This window comes from Bacillus sp. 5w2 (assembly GCF_054353775.1).
This window is the reverse complement of record NZ_JBTIWT010000001.1, coordinates 287947-304676: the sequence shown is the minus strand read 5'-3', so window position 1 is coordinate 304676 and position 16730 is coordinate 287947. Positions and strand designations below refer to the sequence as shown.

Sequence of the window (16730 nt, the reverse complement as noted above, 5' to 3'; positions counted from 1 at the left end):
AAGGTTTTACTACATATGAAACATGCTGAAAATGAATACTTAAATTTATGCCGTCACGTAATGGAGCACGGTACGAAGAAAGAAGATCGTACAGGGACAGGCACTGTATCTGTATTTGGATATCAAATGCGTTTTGATCTAAGTAAAGGTTTTCCTTTATTAACGACAAAGAGAGTGCCGTTTCGTCTTGTAGCAAGTGAACTGCTTTGGTTTATGAAAGGTGATACAAATATTCGTTATTTATTGCAGCATAATAATAACATTTGGAATGAATGGGCATTTAAGAGCTGGGTAGAAAGTGACGAGTATACTGGTCCTGACATGACAGATTTCGGTCTTCGCTCACAACAAGATGAGGAATTTAAAGTACAGTACGATGAGCAAATGGAATTATTTAAAAAGAGCGTTCTAGAAGATGATGATTTCTCAAATAAATATGGTTATTTAGGAGACGTATACGGTAAGCAGTGGCGTGCTTGGAAAACGACAGCTGGTGAGACACTTGATCAATTAACAGATGTAATTGAAATGATTAAGAAAACGCCAGATTCACGTCGCCTAATTGTTTCTGCTTGGAACCCTGAAGATGTACCAAGTATGGCATTACCACCTTGTCATACGCTATTCCAATTTTATGTAGCGGATGGCAAACTTTCTTGTCAGCTATATCAAAGAAGTGGAGATATATTCCTTGGAATTCCATTTAACATTGCAAGTTACTCACTACTAACACATTTAATTGCACATGAATGCGGACTTGAAGTGGGAGAATTTGTTCATACAATTGGAGATGCACACATTTATACGAATCATTTTGAGCAAGTAGAAAAGCAATTGGCACGTGAACCACGTCCATTCCCGAAACTTACATTAAATCCAGATGTGAAATCTGTGTTTGATTTTGAAATGGAAGATTTAACGATTGAAGGATATGATCCACACCCAGCAATTAAAGCACCAGTTGCAGTGTAATTGTAGAGGAGATGAAAAGATGATAGTTTCATTTATGGTCGCAATGGACGAGAATAGAGTAATTGGTAAAGATAATAATTTACCTTGGCGTTTACCAAGTGAATTACAATACGTAAAGAAAACAACGATGGGTCATCCGCTTATTATGGGAAGAAAGAACTATGAAGCGATTGGTAGACCACTGCCTGGAAGACGTAATATTATTGTAACTCGCAATGAAGGGTATCAAGTTGAAGGTTGTGAAGTTGCTCATTCTGTAGAAGAAGTGTTTGAGCTATGCAAAAATGAAGAAGAGATCTTTATTTTTGGCGGGGCGCAAATTTATGATCTCTTTTTACCTTATGTAGACAAGTTATATATAACAAAAATCCATCATGCATTTGAAGGAGATACATTCTTCCCAGAAATGGATATGACAAATTGGAAAGAAGTTTTTGTTGAAAAAGGTTTAACGGATGAAAAGAATCCGTATACGTACTATTATCATGTATATGAGAAGCAACAATAATAATAAGGATTGATGTGGTATTCACATCAATCTTTTTATTTGTATTCATTAATATAAGTTTATAGATGATGTTCAATAGTGCTATAATGAAATCTAGCATGTAAAAATGCTAAAATTTTCAAAAGTATTCCTATAGAAAGAGGAGGAGAATCGATTGAGAAAGATATGGGGGATTCTTTTTCTTTGCTTAACGTTCATGTTAGTTGGATGCGGTAAAGAAGAAAAACCACAAGAAGCGTTTGATACATATACAAAAGCATGGAATAAACAAAAATTTGCAGATATGTATGATCAATTATCAGAAAAGGCAAAAAAAGATATTTCAAAGAAAGAATTCACTGAGAAATATGAAAAGATTTATTCTGGTATTGAAGTGAAAGATTTAAAAGTAGAAACAGGGGAAGTAAAAGAAGATAAAAAAGATGAAGGTCCTGTTCCTTTTAAAGTAAGCATGGATACAGTTGGTGGTAAAATTACTTTTGGCCATGAAGCAAAAATGGTGAAAGAAAAAGATGGAGATAAAGAATCTTGGAAAATAGATTGGACTCCTGATTTTATATTCCCAGGTATGACGAAAGATAGTAAAGTGCGTATGCAAACGACGCAACCAAAACGTGGTGAAATATATGACCGTAACGGTAAATATCTTGCGGTAAATGGTAAAGCTTCTGAAATTGGATTGATTCCTGAAGAACTAGGGGATACAGCTCCGCAAACGAAAGAAACGGTTGCGAAGTTGCTAAATATGTCTGTTGAGGAAATTGATCAAAAACTAGCAGCTAAATGGGTAAAACCAAATTACCTTGTACCAATGGGAATATTGCCTGAAGGGGCAACGCAAAATACGTACATTGATTTACCGGGTGTTGCAACAAAACCAGTAAATGTTCGTTCATATCCATTAGGAGAAGCAGCAGCACATCTTACTGGTTATATCGGAAAAGTGAATGCTGAAGATTTAAAAACGCTACAAAAGAAAGGCTATCAAGCGGATGATCCAGTAGGTAAAGCAGGTTTGGAGCAAGTACTGGAAGAAAAGCTGCGCGGTAAAAAAGGTGGCCGTGTCTTTTTAGAAGATGCACAAGGAAAAGAAATTAAAAATTTAGCAAAAACAGATGCTGTTGATGGGGAAAATGTAACTTTAACAATTGATAGTGCTGTTCAAGACGAAATTTATAATGAAATGAAAAATGAGGTAGGCTCAAGTGCAGCAATCAATCCAAAGACAGGAGAAACACTTGCACTTGTAAGCACGCCAGCTTATAACCCAAATACTCTCACAAGAGGAGCGTCAAAAGCGCAACGTGATGCGGTAAATAATGATCCAAAAAAACCAATGACGAATCGTTTTACACAATTATCGGTTCCAGGTTCTGTATTTAAACCAATTACAGCTGCAATCGGTCTTGAAACGAAAACAATTGATCCGAAAGAAGAGTTGAAAATTGAAGGATTGAAATGGACGAAAGATTCTTCTTGGGGTAATTATTATGTAACGCGTGTAAAAGATGCAAACCCGATTGATTTTGATAAGGCAATGAAATACTCGGATAATATTTATTTCGCACAAGAAGCTTTGAAAATAGGGAAAGATAAATTTATGAGTGAAGCGAAAAAATTCGGATTCGATGAGAAACTGCCAATTGAATATGGATTCCCTGCTTCTAAAATCGCAAATGATGGTATTAAAAATGATATTCAAATGGCAGATACAGGATACGGACAAGGCCAAGTGTTAATGACACCTCTTCATTTAGCGTTAACGTATGCGCCGATTGTAAACGATGGAACGATTCCATCACCGTATATCATTAAAACAGATAAACAACCAAAAGCTTGGAAAGAGAATGTGATTTCTAAAGGAAATCAAGATATATTGAAAACTGCTATGACGAAAGTAATTAATGATCCAGATGGTACTGGGAAAATTGCTAAAATTGATGGCATGACACTTGCTGGAAAAACAGGTACAGCGGAATTAAAAGTATCCAAAGAGGCCGAAGGAAAAGAACTAGGCTGGTTCGCTGCATTTGATTTAAATTCACCAAATATGGTCATTACAATGATGATTGAAGATGTAAAAGGTAGAGGCGGAAGTAATATTCCAGCTGAAAAAGTAAAACATGTATTTCAAAAATAATATGTAATAAAAGGCTAGCTCTATAATTTGTAGAGCTAGCCTTTTTATACGAAAGAATTCTTAATATCTGTATACTAAATTTTAAGGAAACAAAATAAATCATTAACTTACGAAAAAAAAGTAGCTATTTTTTATTGACATCGAACACAACTTTTTGTATTATACTTACATAAGGTAAGTTATTTACTTTCAAATTATAAATCTCAAATTAAAGATAAAGTGTAGAAAAGGGAGAGAATACAATGACAAAAGTACTATTTATTACAGCAAATCCAAATTCAGCAGAAGGTTCTTTCGGAATGGCAGTAGGGGAAGCTTTCATCGAAGCTTATAAAAACGAACATCCACAAGACGAAGTTGTAACAATTGATTTATTCAACACTACAGTACCAGCAATCGATGCAGATGTATTCGCTGCTTGGGGTAAATTTGCAGCAGGTGAAGGCTTTGAAACTTTAACTGAAGCTCAACAACAAAAAGTTGCAGCAATGAACACAAACTTAGAAACATTTATGCATGCAGATCGTTATGTATTCGTAACTCCAATGTGGAATTTTAGCTACCCACCAGTAGTAAAAGCATACTTAGATAACGTAGCAATCGCAGGTAAAACATTCAAATACACTGAAAATGGTCCAGTTGGCTTATTAGAAGGTAAAAAAGCACTTCACATTCAAGCAACAGGTGGCGTATATTCTGAAGGAGCATACGCAGCTGTAGACTTCGGACGCAATCACTTAAAAACTGTATTAGGATTTGTCGGTGTAAATGATACTGAATATATTGCAGTTGAAGGTATGAATGCAAACCCTGAAAAAGCACAAGAAATTAAAGAAGCAGCAATTGCTAATGCTCGTGAATTAGCAAAACGTTTCTAATATAGAATACTTAAAAATGTCCAAACACTTGCTGTTTGGACATTTTTTCTTCTTTTTCCTTCGTTTGTCTAGTATAATGAAGGTCGGAATGATAATAGGTGGGGGTTCTGTATGATTCAAACGTTTTTTAAAATCTTTTATTTAATTTTAATCGTAATTGCGATTACACCGAGAATGTGGCGTCTGAAAAAACAAGTAAATACGATGTCGCCACAAGAGAAAGATAATGCTGTGTATAAAACGACAAATTGGTTTGGTAAGAAAATGGTACGTGTAGCTGGTTCCACAGTAGAGGTAAAGGGACTTGAAAATGTTCCGAAAGACAAGCCAGTACTAGTTGTAAGTAATCATCAAAGTAATATGGATATCCCTGTTTTACTAGGTTATTTAAATAAACCAATTGGATTCGTTTCAAAGGCAGAGATTAAAAAGTTCCCGGTTGTACCAACTTGGATGGAACTTATGAATTGTGTATTTATGGATCGTAGCGATCGTCGTCAATCACTTCAAGCGATTAAAGATGGTATTGAACTATTGAAGAATGGGCATTCTATCGTAATTTTCCCTGAAGGAACGAGAAGTAAGGGTGGCGAAATTGGAGAGTTTAAGGCTGGGAGTTTTCACCTTGCTGTAAAATCTGGTGTAGCAATCTTACCTGTAACATTAGATGGGACATATAAAATGTTTGAAGCGAATGGAAACCGTATGAAGCCAGCTCGTGCAACAGTAATAATTTCTAAACCGATTACACCTGAAGAGTATGCGAATATGGATATTAAAGAATTAACGAAGCATACACAGGATGTTATCGCATCGCAATTACATAAGTAATAAAAAAAGGTTTCAGCTTACATTAAGCTGAAACCTTTTTTATTATGCCGTAGGTAAGACGTAAAAGAGTACGCAGAAGAACATCATCGCACTACCACCTAATACGAAAAGATGCCAAATGGCATGATTGAAAGGTAACTTTTCCCAAAGGAAGAATATAGCCCCTACAGAATATAAAATTCCGCCTGCTAAAAGTAGTGAAAAACCATGTCCAGTTAGGTTTTCATAAAGTGGTTTAATAGCAACGATAATGAGCCATCCCATTATGATATAACATAACGTTGATGCCTTGATAAAACGACGTACAAAGAAAATTTTGAAGATGATCCCCCCGATTGCTAGTGTCCATATAATTGCGAGTAACGTCCAGCCTAATGGTCCACGAAGCGTAATAAGTAAAAAAGGAGTATATGTGCCAGCGATTAATAAATAAATAGCTGAGTGATCTAGTATAGTAAATAATTTTTCTACTTTTGGATGGTGAATGCTATGTAGCAATGTTGAAAACAAGTACAGTAAGAACATGCTTACACCATAAACCGTAAATGCAACTACAGCAGATGCGGTACCATGCTTAGAGGCGTGAATAATCAATATAATTAAGGCAGGGATGCTTAAAATGGCACCGATACCATGTGTAATTGCATTTGCAATTTCTTCTTTTACAAATTGCGTCATTCGTGTCATTTTTTTAGTCATAATGCAAATCCTTTCTACTATCATAAAGTGAAACTTTAATCAGTGGCGGGTTCATCCTCGACTGATTATTAGTTGAGCCCCCACGTAACTTCTTTGCTTGCACTGAATTTTGAGGTGGTGGTTCTTACTGCCCGTTAAAACGGGATAAAATAATATGTCGTTTCCCTTACCATATCATACACAAGGGCAATAGAAAATGAAATTTGTATAATTGATTATATTTTTTAATTTTTTTGACAAAAGGCAATGGATTTGTTGACGTTTTCAAACTTTTTTGACAAAATAAAATTATGTAATAGTAGGACAAGGAATCTACTAATAAAGGGGATGGAGAAATGTTTTCAAATATTGGCTTTCCAGGGTTAATTTTAATTTTAGTAGCTGTACTCATTTTATTTGGGCCTAAAAAATTACCGGAGATCGGAAAGGCTTTAGGGGAAACGTTAAAAGAGTTTAAAAAATCAACGAAAGAATTGACAGATGACGCATTTCAAGAGAAGGAAAAGAAGGAAAAAATGTAATGGATTTTCCTTGTAATGGATAAATAAAGTGTGGTGAACGAGATGGAAGACCAAGAAATGAGCGTAGTAGAACATATTGTTGAGCTTCGTAAACGAGTAATATATACAGTCTTATCATTTGTACTATTTTTAATTATTGGATTTACTTTTACGAAGGATATATATTTTTGGCTCGTAAAAGATTTGCCGATGAAGTTAACAGTTCTGGGACCTAGTGATGTATTGTGGATTTTTTTCTCGATTGCTACAGTATTTGCTATCGTTTGTACAATTCCTTTTGCTGCTATACAAATTTGGTTATTTGTAAAACCGGGCTTACATCCAAATGAACAAAAGATGACAGTGATGTATATACCGGTATTGTCCATATTATTTATTGCTGGTTTATGTTTTGGATATTTCGTTGTAATGCCGTTTTTATTTCATTTTTTAACTACGATAGGTAACGAAATGTTTAATACGATGTTTACGACAGAAAAGTATTTTCATTTTGTTCTTAATTTAACAGTTCCATTTGCTGTGATTTTTGAATTACCTGTAGTTGTAATGTTTTTAACAAGTATTGGATTGTTGACGGCGGGATTTCTAATAAAAATAAGAAGATATGCTTATGTAGCATTAATTATCATCGCATCGTGTATATCACCGCCTGATTTTTTATCACACAGTTTAGTAGCTGTACCACTTATTTGTATTTATGAAATTAGTATCGCTCTATCAAAGGTTGTTAGTAAGCGCAAAAAGAAAAGAGAAGAAATTCAGTCGAAAAGTGCCTCGTTATAAAGGCACTTTTTTTATTTATTTGTTATACTCTAGCTATAAACGTATACAATATATAGAAGAAAAAAATTATAGAATCTCCAAAATTTAGACAAACTTTGCGCTTTTATAAGTTTATACTGAATGTATTAAGTAATTTACGGATAACGAGATTCCTGTCTTAACGGATATTTAAGATGGGGGATGGATTAGGTGGAGATGAATTGAAGATACATCTTCTAACTATAAGGATTAAAGGGATTGTCTAAGGATACTACTGTTGTATTCATAGGAGTCTCCACTTTAAACACGTGTTACAGCGTAAAGTAGAGAAAGTTCAAAATCCAATGAAAAAGAGGATTGATATTGTGATTACGAAAAGTTTTTATTTCACTCATTCAACAGGGGATTGTATTAAAATATTTGAAATCCCTGTCCTACAGGCGCAGCATCCATTATCGTTTCTAATTCAGTCTCGTCTTCAATTATTTATTGCAAAAATTCAAAAACAAAAACACCCAAGATTTTCATATTCTTTCCGTGAATATTTACAAAATTGTTTGAAGTGGAATGATTATCTAAATGTATATAAAACAAATACTCTTGAAAAAAATGCATGATATAGAGTAGAGACAGGGTTAGGATCTCTGTCTTTTTCATTTTAGGTATAAAAATATAATTAATTTGGTGAAATTTGTTCGAAATTGTTGAAAGCACAGGGAATGCTAGTATAATAACAAGGAGAGCGTATTGGAAAGGGAAGAATATAATATGCAAAAAATTAAAATTGTAACAGATTCAACGGCAGATTTATCACAAGAGGTAATTGAGAAGTATGACATTCATGTTCTACCATTATCAATCTCTGTAAATGGACAAACATATTTAGATCGCGTTGATCTACAACCTGATGAATTTATTGAAGAAATGATTAAATCAGAGGAACTACCAAAAACATCACAACCAGCAATGGGTACATTTGTAGAAATGTATGACAAGTTAGGCGAAGATGGAAGTGAAGTGCTTTCTATTCATATGACAAGTGGAATGAGTGGTACTGTGGCAACCGCCAATAGTGCTGCATCGATGACCGATACAAAAGTAACAGTTGTTGATTCTCAATTTATTACACATGCTTTAGCTTATCAAGTAATTGAAGCTGCGAAAATGGCAAATGAAGGACGCTCACTAGAAGAAATTTTAAAACGTGTAGATGAAGTGAGAAAGAATACTCGTTTATATGTAGTCGTAGATACATTAGAAAACTTAGTGAAGGGTGGGCGTATTGGTAAAGGAAAAGCGTTTATCGGTTCGCTGCTTAATATAAAGCCAATTGCTAGCCTTGAAGATGGTGTTTATAACCCTGTAACGAAAGTGCGTAGCCAAGGCCAAATTGTAAAAACGTTAGCTAAGTTATTTGAGGAAGATACAGCTGGAAAAGTTGTAAAAGCTGTGGCAATTCCACATGCGAAAGCAATTCCTTTAGCTGAAAGTGTAAAAGCGGCGGTTGAAAAAGTGAGTGGGTTTGCTCAATCAGAAATTTTCTATACAACGCCTATTATTAGTACTCATACAGGTCCGGGTGCAATTGGATTTATGTATTTAGCAGAGTAATAAAAAAGCTACTTGGAATTTATTTCAAGTAGCTTTTTTATTACTCTATTTGTGGGCTAATAATCAGTGGAGGATGAAGCCACCACTGATTAAAGTTTCACTTTATGTGAAGAGAAAGTAAGAAATAAGAAGGGCTATACAGGCACTCCCGCTAATGATATAGCGAGTCTGTAAATATTCATTCATAGAAAACACCCACTGATTAAAGTTTCACTTTATGATTTTCTATATTATATGTTAGATATAGAAAATAAGTAGTTACGTTATACATGTAAACTTTCAATTTTTTTATTCAATTGCTTATCATTTGTTACGCTATTATAAGTGAAAGTTTGACCTAAAAAGAGTACATGCAGTTGTTCCCACGGTAACATACGTAAATTCCAATTATTTCGAAGCCTTGTTACTGCCTCGCGAGGTGTTTCATCGGCGAGTGCAAAAGCCCCGTAATGCATTGGTATAAAATGCGTAGCGTTTAAATCTAAATATGCTTGCACTGCTTCTTCAGGTGAAACGTGAGATATTTTCATAAACCATTCTGGTTCATAAGCGCCAATTGGCATAAGAGCAATATCAATTGAAAAGCGTTTGCCAATTTCTTTGAAACCTTGGAAGTAGCCACTGTCACCACAAAAATAAGTAGTTTCCGAAGTCGTTTCATTATGAATAATCCATCCACCCCAGTGAGATGTATTCATATCAAATAAGGATCTTCTCGTCCAGTGCTGGGCAGGTACGAAGTGAAAGGAAACATCATTAATTGTTGTATTTCCCCACCAATTATACTCTTCTACGTGAGTAAATTTTTTGCGAGTAAATAATTTTTTTAGTCCAATAGGTACAAGGTATAGAACATCATCATGTAGCTGGCGAAGCGTTGAAAAATCTAAATGATCATAATGACCGTGTGAAATGAGGACAATATCAATTTTAGGTAATTCTTGTATAGAAAGACCTGGTTCAGTAAGTCTTGGAACTAATTTTAATTTAGTAGCCCATACTGGATCTGTTAATATATTTAGCCCATTCGTTTGGATAAGGAATGTGGAATGACCAATCCAAGTTACAGTCGTCTTTTCAAAGTTGTTTTGTAGGAATTTACTTTGTTTAACAGGTGATTGTTCTACTAAAAAAGAAAAATCCTTTTTATTTTGTTTTCGTTCTTTACGCCAACGTAAAAAGGAACGAATTGATTTTTTTGTGCTCACATTATCCATGTTTTCATAACGTTTTGTCATGAACATCACCTCATTTAAAATCGTTGTAATTGTATTGTACCGAAATGTTGTTAAGGAATACAGTGTATAACATGGATGAATGTTTAAGGAATTGTTAAAAAACAGGGGGATGTATTTACAAAAGTAACAATAAAATTAGTTTCGCAACTTCTATTTAGAGAAATAATAGTAAAAAAATATATTTTGTCTAGTAATTGGCTTGAAATAAAGAAGTTACATACGTAAATTCGTACGATTTCGTGAACAAATGTAGTAAACAATTTTCTCGTAGTGTTAACTTTTGTTATGATAAACGTAACCTATTTAAATTTAGGATAGAGAAAAGAGGTTTATAAATGAAGCGTTATCAAAAAATAATTGGTCTTATGGTTGTATTTTGTCTCTTTGTACTTGCTGGATGTAGTGAATCAGGTTCAAAGCTTCGTAAACCATTAAATTGGGATTTAGAAACTTTCCAATTTACAAATCAAGATGGAAAGCAATTTGGTACAAAAGATTTAAAAGGGAAAGTTTGGGTTGCAGATTTTATGTTCACAAATTGCCAAACCGTTTGTCCGCCAATGACTGCTAATATGGCAAAACTGCAAAAGATGGCAAAAGAAGAGAAATTAGATGTTCAGTTTGTTTCTTTTAGTGTAGATCCAGACCTTGATAAGCCAGAAAATCTGAAGGCTTTCATTCAAAAGTTCACAGAGGATACTAGTAACTGGAATTTATTAACGGGTTATTCGTTAGAAGATATTACAAAGTTTTCAAAAGATAATTTCCAATCACTTGTAGATAAACCTGAGAATGGTCAAGTTATGCATGGTACATCATTTTATTTAATTGATCAAAACGGAAAAGTAATGAAAAAGTATAGCGGCATTAGTAATACGCCATACGAAGATATTATACGTGATATGAAGCGATTAGTGGATTAAAAATAAGGGTGCATAGCACCCTTATTTTTTTTGCATTAGTCTATGGATAAAATGTCATGTTGTTGTGGAAGTTTTGGTGCGCGAATTTCTAATACACCGTTTTGATAAGAAGCTTTCGCTGCTTTTTTATTAATTGAATACGGTAACTTAATTAATCTTGATGCTTCTGAAATGGAACGTTCTCGGCGATAATAGTTATGGGATGTTTGTTCTTCTTCCTCTTCAAGTATCTCTTCTTTTACAGAGACTTTTAAGTATTCACTTTGTATTTCAATTTGGATTTGTTCTTTTTGTATACCTGGTAGTTCAGCTGTAACAACGAGTTCTTCACCAACTTCATATAAATCTACAGGGAATGTTAATAAACGGTTTCCTTTTTGGAAAAAATGATTTAAATCAGCGATTACATTGCGAAGTGGTGTTTGCTCGAAGAAATCATCAATTTGCTTTAAGTAATTACGAACCGGTGGGCGAGAAGAATCTTTTTTTTCTTCACTCATGGTATTCCCTCCTAGAAATCAATTTGCAATATCATATGACAAAAGCGGAGAAAGGTGAGTGCCTAGTTTTCATGTTTTCATAAAAAAATGTTAAAAATGTGAAATGGAGTGATTTTTTTATAGTTTTTGGTCGCCATATTCAGTTGATTATGCTAGTATAAATAGGGTTGATATAGTAGTATAGAGACAGAATGAAAACTGAAAGAGGGTAAGAAGTATGTGTGGTTTTGTAGGATGTTTATGTGAAAACCCTAGAGAGTTTTCAGAAACAGAAAAACATCAATTTGAAAATATGAACACGATGATTTTCCACAGAGGTCCAGATGACGAAGGATATTTTCGTGATGAACATGTACAATTTGGCTTCCGCCGTTTAAGTATCATTGACTTAGAGGCAGGACATCAGCCGCTAACTTATGAAAATGATCGATATGTAATTATTTTTAATGGTGAAATTTACAACTATGTAGAATTACGTGAAATGTTACTTGAAAAAGGTGCAACGTTTGCAACGCAATCTGATACAGAAGTTATCATTGCTTTATATGCACATATGAAAGAAAAATGTGTAGACTATCTTCGTGGTATGTTTGCATTTATGATTTGGGATCGTGAAGAGAAGAAACTTTTCGGTGCACGTGACCACTTCGGTATTAAACCTTTATACATCGCACAACAAGGTGATACTACATTCTTCGCATCTGAGAAGAAAAGTATTATGCATGTGATGGAAGATAAAGGCGTTAACCCAACGTCACTACAACATTACTTTACTTACCAATATGGTCCAGAGCCAGAAACATTAACAATTGATGTTAATAAAATCGAGCCAGGTCATTATTTCGTAAAAGAAATCGGTAAAGAGATGGAAATTCATCGCTACTGGAAACCTTATTTCAATGCTTCAAGCGCAACGAAAGAGGAGCATATCCAAGCAATTCGTGATGTGTTATATGATTCAGTAAAAGTGCATATGCGCAGTGATGTACCAGTAGGTTCATTCTTATCTGGTGGTATCGATTCATCTATCATCGCTTCTATCGCAAGAGAAATGAATCCAAATCTTTTAACATTCTCTGTTGGTTTTGAGCAACGTGGTTTCAGTGAAGTCGATGTTGCGAAAGAAACTGCTGAGAAATTAGGCGTTAAAAACCATAACGTATTCATTTCAGCGAAAGAGTTTATGGATGAGTTCCCAAAAATCATTTGGCATATGGATGATCCTTTAGCAGATCCAGCAGCTGTACCATTGTACTTCGTTGCAAAAGAAGCACGTAAGCATGTAACAGTTGTTCTTTCAGGTGAAGGTGCAGACGAGCTATTTGGTGGTTATAACATTTACCGTGAGCCAAACTCACTAAAAATGTTCTCTTACATTCCTAGCCCAGGTAAGAGCGTTCTAAAAGCATTAAGTGGTGCTCTTAAAGAAGGCTTTAAAGGAAAGAGCTTCCTAGAGCGTGGATGTACGCCAATTGAAGAGCGTTACTATGGAAACGCGAAAATCTTCCGTGAAGAAGAGAAAGCAGAATTAATGAAGTATTACAATGAAAGTGTTAACTATATGGATATCACGAAACCATTGTATAACGAAATTAAAGATTATGATGATGTAAGTAAAATGCAGTACATTGACATGTTCACATGGTTACGCGGTGACATTTTATTAAAAGCTGATAAAATGACAATGGCAAACTCATTAGAACTTCGTGTACCGTTCTTAGATAAAGAAGTATTCGATGTTGCATCTAAAATTCCAACTGAATTTAAGATTGCTAACGGAACTACGAAAGCTATTTTACGTGAAGCAGCACGCGGAATCGTTCCGGATCACGTATTAGATCGTAAAAAACTTGGATTCCCAGTACCAATTCGTCACTGGTTAAAAGACGAAATGCATGATTGGGCTATCAATATTATAAACGAGAGTAAAACAGAGCATTTAATCGACAAACAGTATGTATTAAACTTACTGGAAGCACATTGTGCAGATAAAGGCGATTATAGCCGTAAAATTTGGACTGTACTTGCGTTTATGGTATGGCATCAAATTTATGTTGAGCATAAATACGATACGAATAAGTTCCACGAAGAAACGAAACGTGCGTATAGCTTAGTTTAATAAGAAAAACCTTAAGATCGCATATGGTCTTAAGGTTTTTTTCATAAATGGAACGCATTATTGATACAATAATAGTAAAAGGATGGACAACATATGATTACGTTTGAGAAAGTTACTGTAGAAAATGAAAGCGTTGTTAAAGAAATGTTTCGCTCACATAGTTTAAGTGAGGAACAGGTACAGTATTGTGTGAAAGTCGATGATACATATATTGGTGTAATAGATTATCGTGTTCAAGAGGAGAGTGCGATTTTATCTCAGCTAATTATTCACTTTGATTATCAAAGTTATGGTTATGGAACAAATACGTATTTTACATTTGAAACGATGATGAAAGAAAGAAATGTGAAAGAAATAAAGGTATTACAAACGGAATTAACAGAACAAGCAAAATCTTTCATTGAGAGCTTTGGGTTTAATGAGGAAGACGGAATATATGTGAAGAAAATATAACGATGAGTAGTTATGCGAGATAAATATAAGGCAGGTGGATGTATGACAATGACTTCTGGTCTTGTATTAATTGGCGGATGTTTTATAGTAGCAGAGCTAATCCATATGTTCATTCGAAAAAGAATGAATAAGAAGAGAAAGCCGTATGAATTACAATATGCTCCTGTGTTTTTCCTATTGTTTTGTATGTTTATTACATTACAAAACATAACGAACTTTCCTCCGCTTTTAAATATTTTCTTAAAGTTTGGTTTGCTGTATAGTACCACTGGAATAGCCCTTTTATTTCTTTTATTTTGCATACGTTATATTCACTATCAATCGTATATATTTCTTTTAAATTGGTTAAAGCAAAATGATAAAAACCGCCTTACATAAGGCGGTTTTTTGTTTGTAATTGTAATGGCTTTGTATATAAAGCTCAAAATTTCATTGAAATTTATAAAAATGATTAGAGGATTTAACATATTATCTGTTTTTAGTATGTGGTACTATATATTCTTAATCTGTAACGTAAGTGGGTGTATAAATTTGAAATGTTAATCAACTAGTTTATATTAAGTGCTGACAAATAGCAGAAGGAAATTTTTTAGGAGGTATCGTTTTTGTATGTTTAATATTGATATGTTATTTCTTGAATGGATGACAAGTTTGGAGGGAAGTGTACTTACAACATTTTTTAAACTTGTATCTAGTATTGCAAATGAGACATTATATTTAATTATTATTTCGATTTTATATTGGTGCGTCTCTAAAAGAAAAGCATTTCATATGATTGTTATGCTTTGTTTCTCTGGCTATATGGGGTTAGTGGTAAAAGAGTTCATGAAAATCCCACGACCGTATACATACGACGGAATTCAAGCTTTATATGAAAAATCAGCCGCAGGTTATTCTTTTCCAAGTACTCACGTCCAGTTAGCGACAACATTTTGGGGCTCATTCATGATTTTATGTAAAAAGAGAATCATTTGGATCATTGGAATTATTTTTATTATATTGGTTACTACGTCTCGTCTGTATTTACGTGTACATTGGCTCAGTGATATAATAGGTGCCGTTTTAATTAGTGTCATAGTTGTTTATTTATATACGAAAGTAACGGTGAAATTAAGTGATAGGAAATTTATATTGTTACAACGAATAGTATTGGTATTTTCACTCATTATGTATTTTATGACAGACCAAATAGATAATTTTAAATTGCTAGGGGTTTTAACAGGTTCTACGATTGGTATAATGTTAGAAAATCATTTTATTAAAATTAATGAAAATAATAATTTAAAAATGCAAGTGATAAAAACAGTATTAGGCCTTAGTGTCATGCTAATAATGCAGTTTATACTAAAAAAAGTAATACCTGATATGCATTATTTACGTTATGTATTGACTGGAATTACAATTACTTTCTTATGTCCATTTATTTTTCGAATATTACGATTAGAAAGATGAGGATGACAGATACGTACAGTGAAAATTTGAATGAAGATGAGATATAAATTATATATATTGAAAAAGTTTTCTGATATATATATTGACAATGTATGAGATATACATTAATCTTTATTTGTTAATGATAATCAATTTCATCTATGGAGGACATATGGGACATACTAAAAAACTATTTATGTTTTGCATTATGATACTTATGGTTGTAATTGCAGGGTGTAGTAAAGAAGAGAAAAAAGAAAATGATACATCGGCGAAGGCAAAAGATTCGTATACGATAAAACATGCAATGGGAGAAACGACAGTAAATGGTACGCCAAAAAGAGTTGTTGTTTTAACAAATGAGGGTGCTGAGGCACTTTTAAGTGTTGGAGTAACGCCAGTTGGAACTACAAAACCACGAGCTGGTGATGAATGGTATCCTCATTTAGCGAAAGAGTTAAAAAATACGAAAGTAGTAGGAACTGAGCGTGACATTAATTTAGAGGCAGTAATGAAGCTTAAGCCAGATTTAATTATCGGAAATAAAATGCGTCACGAAAAAATATACGAGCAATTAAAAGAAATCGCACCAACTGTATATGCTGAAACATTGCGTGGTGATTGGAAAGAAAACTTTACGCTGTATACAAAAGCTTTGAATAAAGAAAAAGAAGGGCAAAATGCTCTTAATGATTATAAAAAGCGTATTGCAGGAATAAGAGAACAATTAGGTGATAAAGTTAACTCGAAAGTTTCAATTATTCGCTTCGTTCCAGGTGATGTTCGGATTTATCAAAAAAATTCATTCTCAGGCGTTGTATTAAATGACATTGGATTTAAACGACCACCACTACAAGATAAAGATGAATTTGCGATAAAAGGAATTACAAAAGAGCAAATTCCAAATATGGACGGGGATTATTTATTCTATTTCACATCTGATAAAGATGCGGATAAGAATAATGAAGGAAATACATTAGCGAAAGAATGGACAGAAGATCCACTCTTTAAGCAGTTACAGGCTTCTAAAGATAATAAAGTATTCCAAGTAGATGAAGTGATTTGGAATACAGCAGGTGGTATTGTAGCTGCAAACCTTATGTTAGATGATATTGAAAAATATTTTCTGAAGTAAATAAATAAC

At 33.8% G+C, this 16730-nt stretch carries 18 protein-coding genes; 15 read left to right on the top strand and 3 right to left on the bottom strand.

Annotation, left to right across the window (positions count from 1 at the left end; translation table 11 throughout):
* Nucleotides 1-15 precede the first annotated feature (15 nt).
* The 5 genes from ACXY7N_RS01500 (at nucleotide 16) to ACXY7N_RS01480 (ending at nucleotide 5329) form a co-directional block, all read left to right on the top strand.
* A complete protein-coding gene (locus ACXY7N_RS01500; protein ID WP_016088065.1) occupies nucleotides 16-972 on the top strand; it encodes a thymidylate synthase in 957 nt (318 codons plus the stop codon).
* A gap of 19 nt (nucleotides 973-991) precedes the next feature.
* The gene (locus ACXY7N_RS01495; RefSeq protein WP_016088064.1) at nucleotides 992-1480 is read left to right on the top strand and encodes a dihydrofolate reductase; all 489 of its coding nucleotides are present in this window, start codon (nucleotides 992-994) and stop codon (nucleotides 1478-1480) included.
* Nucleotides 1481-1634: 154 nt separating this feature from the next.
* Nucleotides 1635-3620 carry a penicillin-binding protein 3 gene (pbpC, locus tag ACXY7N_RS01490; protein ID WP_016088063.1) on the top strand — a complete coding sequence of 662 codons (1986 nt, stop codon included), beginning with the start codon at nucleotides 1635-1637 and terminating at the stop codon, nucleotides 3618-3620.
* 242 nt (nucleotides 3621-3862) lie between these two features.
* A complete protein-coding gene (locus ACXY7N_RS01485; RefSeq protein ID WP_001991934.1) occupies nucleotides 3863-4498 on the top strand; it encodes an FMN-dependent NADH-azoreductase in 636 nt (211 codons plus the stop codon).
* Between the two features lie 111 nt (nucleotides 4499-4609).
* The gene (locus ACXY7N_RS01480; RefSeq protein WP_016088062.1) at nucleotides 4610-5329 is read left to right on the top strand and encodes a lysophospholipid acyltransferase family protein; all 720 of its coding nucleotides are present in this window, start codon (nucleotides 4610-4612) and stop codon (nucleotides 5327-5329) included.
* A gap of 42 nt (nucleotides 5330-5371) precedes the next feature.
* Here the strand turns inward: ACXY7N_RS01480 and trhA are convergent, their stop codons facing one another.
* Nucleotides 5372-6028: a PAQR family membrane homeostasis protein TrhA gene (trhA, locus tag ACXY7N_RS01475; RefSeq protein ID WP_016088061.1), complete on the bottom strand. Its 657-nt coding sequence runs from the start codon at nucleotides 6026-6028 to the stop codon at nucleotides 5372-5374.
* A gap of 335 nt (nucleotides 6029-6363) precedes the next feature.
* Here trhA and ACXY7N_RS01470 point away from each other — a divergent pair, with 335 nt between their 5' ends.
* From ACXY7N_RS01470 to ACXY7N_RS01455, 4 genes are all read left to right on the top strand, one after another.
* The gene (locus ACXY7N_RS01470) at nucleotides 6364-6549 is read left to right on the top strand and encodes a twin-arginine translocase TatA/TatE family subunit (protein ID WP_000492443.1); all 186 of its coding nucleotides are present in this window, start codon (nucleotides 6364-6366) and stop codon (nucleotides 6547-6549) included.
* 42 nt (nucleotides 6550-6591) lie between these two features.
* Entirely contained in the window at nucleotides 6592-7332 is a 741-nt protein-coding gene (gene tatC / locus ACXY7N_RS01465) for a twin-arginine translocase subunit TatC (protein ID WP_033659683.1), read from the top strand.
* Nucleotides 7333-7676: 344 nt separating this feature from the next.
* The gene (locus ACXY7N_RS01460) at nucleotides 7677-7928 is read left to right on the top strand and encodes a DUF2535 family protein (protein WP_000629012.1); all 252 of its coding nucleotides are present in this window, start codon (nucleotides 7677-7679) and stop codon (nucleotides 7926-7928) included.
* A gap of 151 nt (nucleotides 7929-8079) precedes the next feature.
* Complete coding sequence (locus tag ACXY7N_RS01455) at nucleotides 8080-8922, top strand: DegV family protein (protein WP_033659830.1); 843 nt, start codon at nucleotides 8080-8082, stop codon at nucleotides 8920-8922.
* A 263-nt stretch (nucleotides 8923-9185) separates the two neighbouring features.
* On the opposite strand, the gene ACXY7N_RS01450 is transcribed toward ACXY7N_RS01455, so the two are convergent.
* A complete protein-coding gene (locus tag ACXY7N_RS01450) occupies nucleotides 9186-10160 on the bottom strand; it encodes an MBL fold metallo-hydrolase (RefSeq protein ID WP_016088058.1) in 975 nt (324 codons plus the stop codon).
* A 335-nt stretch (nucleotides 10161-10495) separates the two neighbouring features.
* On the opposite strand from ACXY7N_RS01450, the gene ACXY7N_RS01445 reads away from it, so the two are divergent.
* Nucleotides 10496-11083 carry an SCO family protein gene (locus tag ACXY7N_RS01445; protein ID WP_016088057.1) on the top strand — a complete coding sequence of 196 codons (588 nt, stop codon included), beginning with the start codon at nucleotides 10496-10498 and terminating at the stop codon, nucleotides 11081-11083.
* Between the two features lie 35 nt (nucleotides 11084-11118).
* On the opposite strand, the gene ACXY7N_RS01440 is transcribed toward ACXY7N_RS01445, so the two are convergent.
* A complete protein-coding gene (locus ACXY7N_RS01440; protein WP_001288085.1) occupies nucleotides 11119-11583 on the bottom strand; it encodes an Hsp20/alpha crystallin family protein in 465 nt (154 codons plus the stop codon).
* Between the two features lie 217 nt (nucleotides 11584-11800).
* Between ACXY7N_RS01440 and asnB the strand changes: the two genes are divergently transcribed.
* The 5 genes from asnB (at nucleotide 11801) to ACXY7N_RS01415 (ending at nucleotide 16721) form a co-directional block, all read left to right on the top strand.
* Complete coding sequence (gene asnB / locus ACXY7N_RS01435; protein WP_000333816.1) at nucleotides 11801-13702, top strand: asparagine synthase (glutamine-hydrolyzing); 1902 nt, start codon at nucleotides 11801-11803, stop codon at nucleotides 13700-13702.
* Nucleotides 13703-13795: 93 nt separating this feature from the next.
* Nucleotides 13796-14155: a GNAT family N-acetyltransferase gene (locus ACXY7N_RS01430; protein ID WP_016088056.1), complete on the top strand. Its 360-nt coding sequence runs from the start codon at nucleotides 13796-13798 to the stop codon at nucleotides 14153-14155.
* 48 nt (nucleotides 14156-14203) lie between these two features.
* Nucleotides 14204-14533 (top strand): hypothetical protein, encoded by a 330-nt coding sequence (locus tag ACXY7N_RS01425; protein ID WP_033659684.1) that lies wholly within the window; start codon nucleotides 14204-14206, stop codon nucleotides 14531-14533.
* Nucleotides 14534-14764: 231 nt separating this feature from the next.
* Nucleotides 14765-15607 (top strand): phosphatase PAP2 family protein, encoded by an 843-nt coding sequence (locus ACXY7N_RS01420; protein WP_016088054.1) that lies wholly within the window; start codon nucleotides 14765-14767, stop codon nucleotides 15605-15607.
* Nucleotides 15608-15758: 151 nt separating this feature from the next.
* Nucleotides 15759-16721 carry an ABC transporter substrate-binding protein gene (locus ACXY7N_RS01415; RefSeq protein ID WP_016088053.1) on the top strand — a complete coding sequence of 321 codons (963 nt, stop codon included), beginning with the start codon at nucleotides 15759-15761 and terminating at the stop codon, nucleotides 16719-16721.
* Nucleotides 16722-16730 lie beyond the last annotated feature (9 nt).

Coding starts and splice junctions, on each gene's coding strand:
- ACXY7N_RS01500 (WP_016088065.1), top strand. CDS start 16: ATGAAACATGCTGAAAATGAATACTTAAATTTATGCCGTCACGTAATG.
- ACXY7N_RS01495 (WP_016088064.1), top strand. CDS start 992: ATGATAGTTTCATTTATGGTCGCAATGGACGAGAATAGAGTAATTGGT.
- ACXY7N_RS01485 (WP_001991934.1), top strand. CDS start 3,863: ATGACAAAAGTACTATTTATTACAGCAAATCCAAATTCAGCAGAAGGT.
- ACXY7N_RS01480 (WP_016088062.1), top strand. CDS start 4,610: ATGATTCAAACGTTTTTTAAAATCTTTTATTTAATTTTAATCGTAATT.
- trhA (WP_016088061.1), bottom strand. CDS start 6,028: ATGACTAAAAAAATGACACGAATGACGCAATTTGTAAAAGAAGAAATT.
- ACXY7N_RS01470 (WP_000492443.1), top strand. CDS start 6,364: ATGTTTTCAAATATTGGCTTTCCAGGGTTAATTTTAATTTTAGTAGCT.
- tatC (WP_033659683.1), top strand. CDS start 6,592: ATGGAAGACCAAGAAATGAGCGTAGTAGAACATATTGTTGAGCTTCGT.
- ACXY7N_RS01455 (WP_033659830.1), top strand. CDS start 8,080: ATGCAAAAAATTAAAATTGTAACAGATTCAACGGCAGATTTATCACAA.
- ACXY7N_RS01450 (WP_016088058.1), bottom strand. CDS start 10,160: ATGACAAAACGTTATGAAAACATGGATAATGTGAGCACAAAAAAATCA.
- ACXY7N_RS01445 (WP_016088057.1), top strand. CDS start 10,496: ATGAAGCGTTATCAAAAAATAATTGGTCTTATGGTTGTATTTTGTCTC.
- ACXY7N_RS01440 (WP_001288085.1), bottom strand. CDS start 11,583: ATGAGTGAAGAAAAAAAAGATTCTTCTCGCCCACCGGTTCGTAATTAC.
- asnB (WP_000333816.1), top strand. CDS start 11,801: ATGTGTGGTTTTGTAGGATGTTTATGTGAAAACCCTAGAGAGTTTTCA.
- ACXY7N_RS01430 (WP_016088056.1), top strand. CDS start 13,796: ATGATTACGTTTGAGAAAGTTACTGTAGAAAATGAAAGCGTTGTTAAA.
- ACXY7N_RS01425 (WP_033659684.1), top strand. CDS start 14,204: ATGACTTCTGGTCTTGTATTAATTGGCGGATGTTTTATAGTAGCAGAG.
- ACXY7N_RS01420 (WP_016088054.1), top strand. CDS start 14,765: ATGTTTAATATTGATATGTTATTTCTTGAATGGATGACAAGTTTGGAG.
- ACXY7N_RS01415 (WP_016088053.1), top strand. CDS start 15,759: ATGGGACATACTAAAAAACTATTTATGTTTTGCATTATGATACTTATG.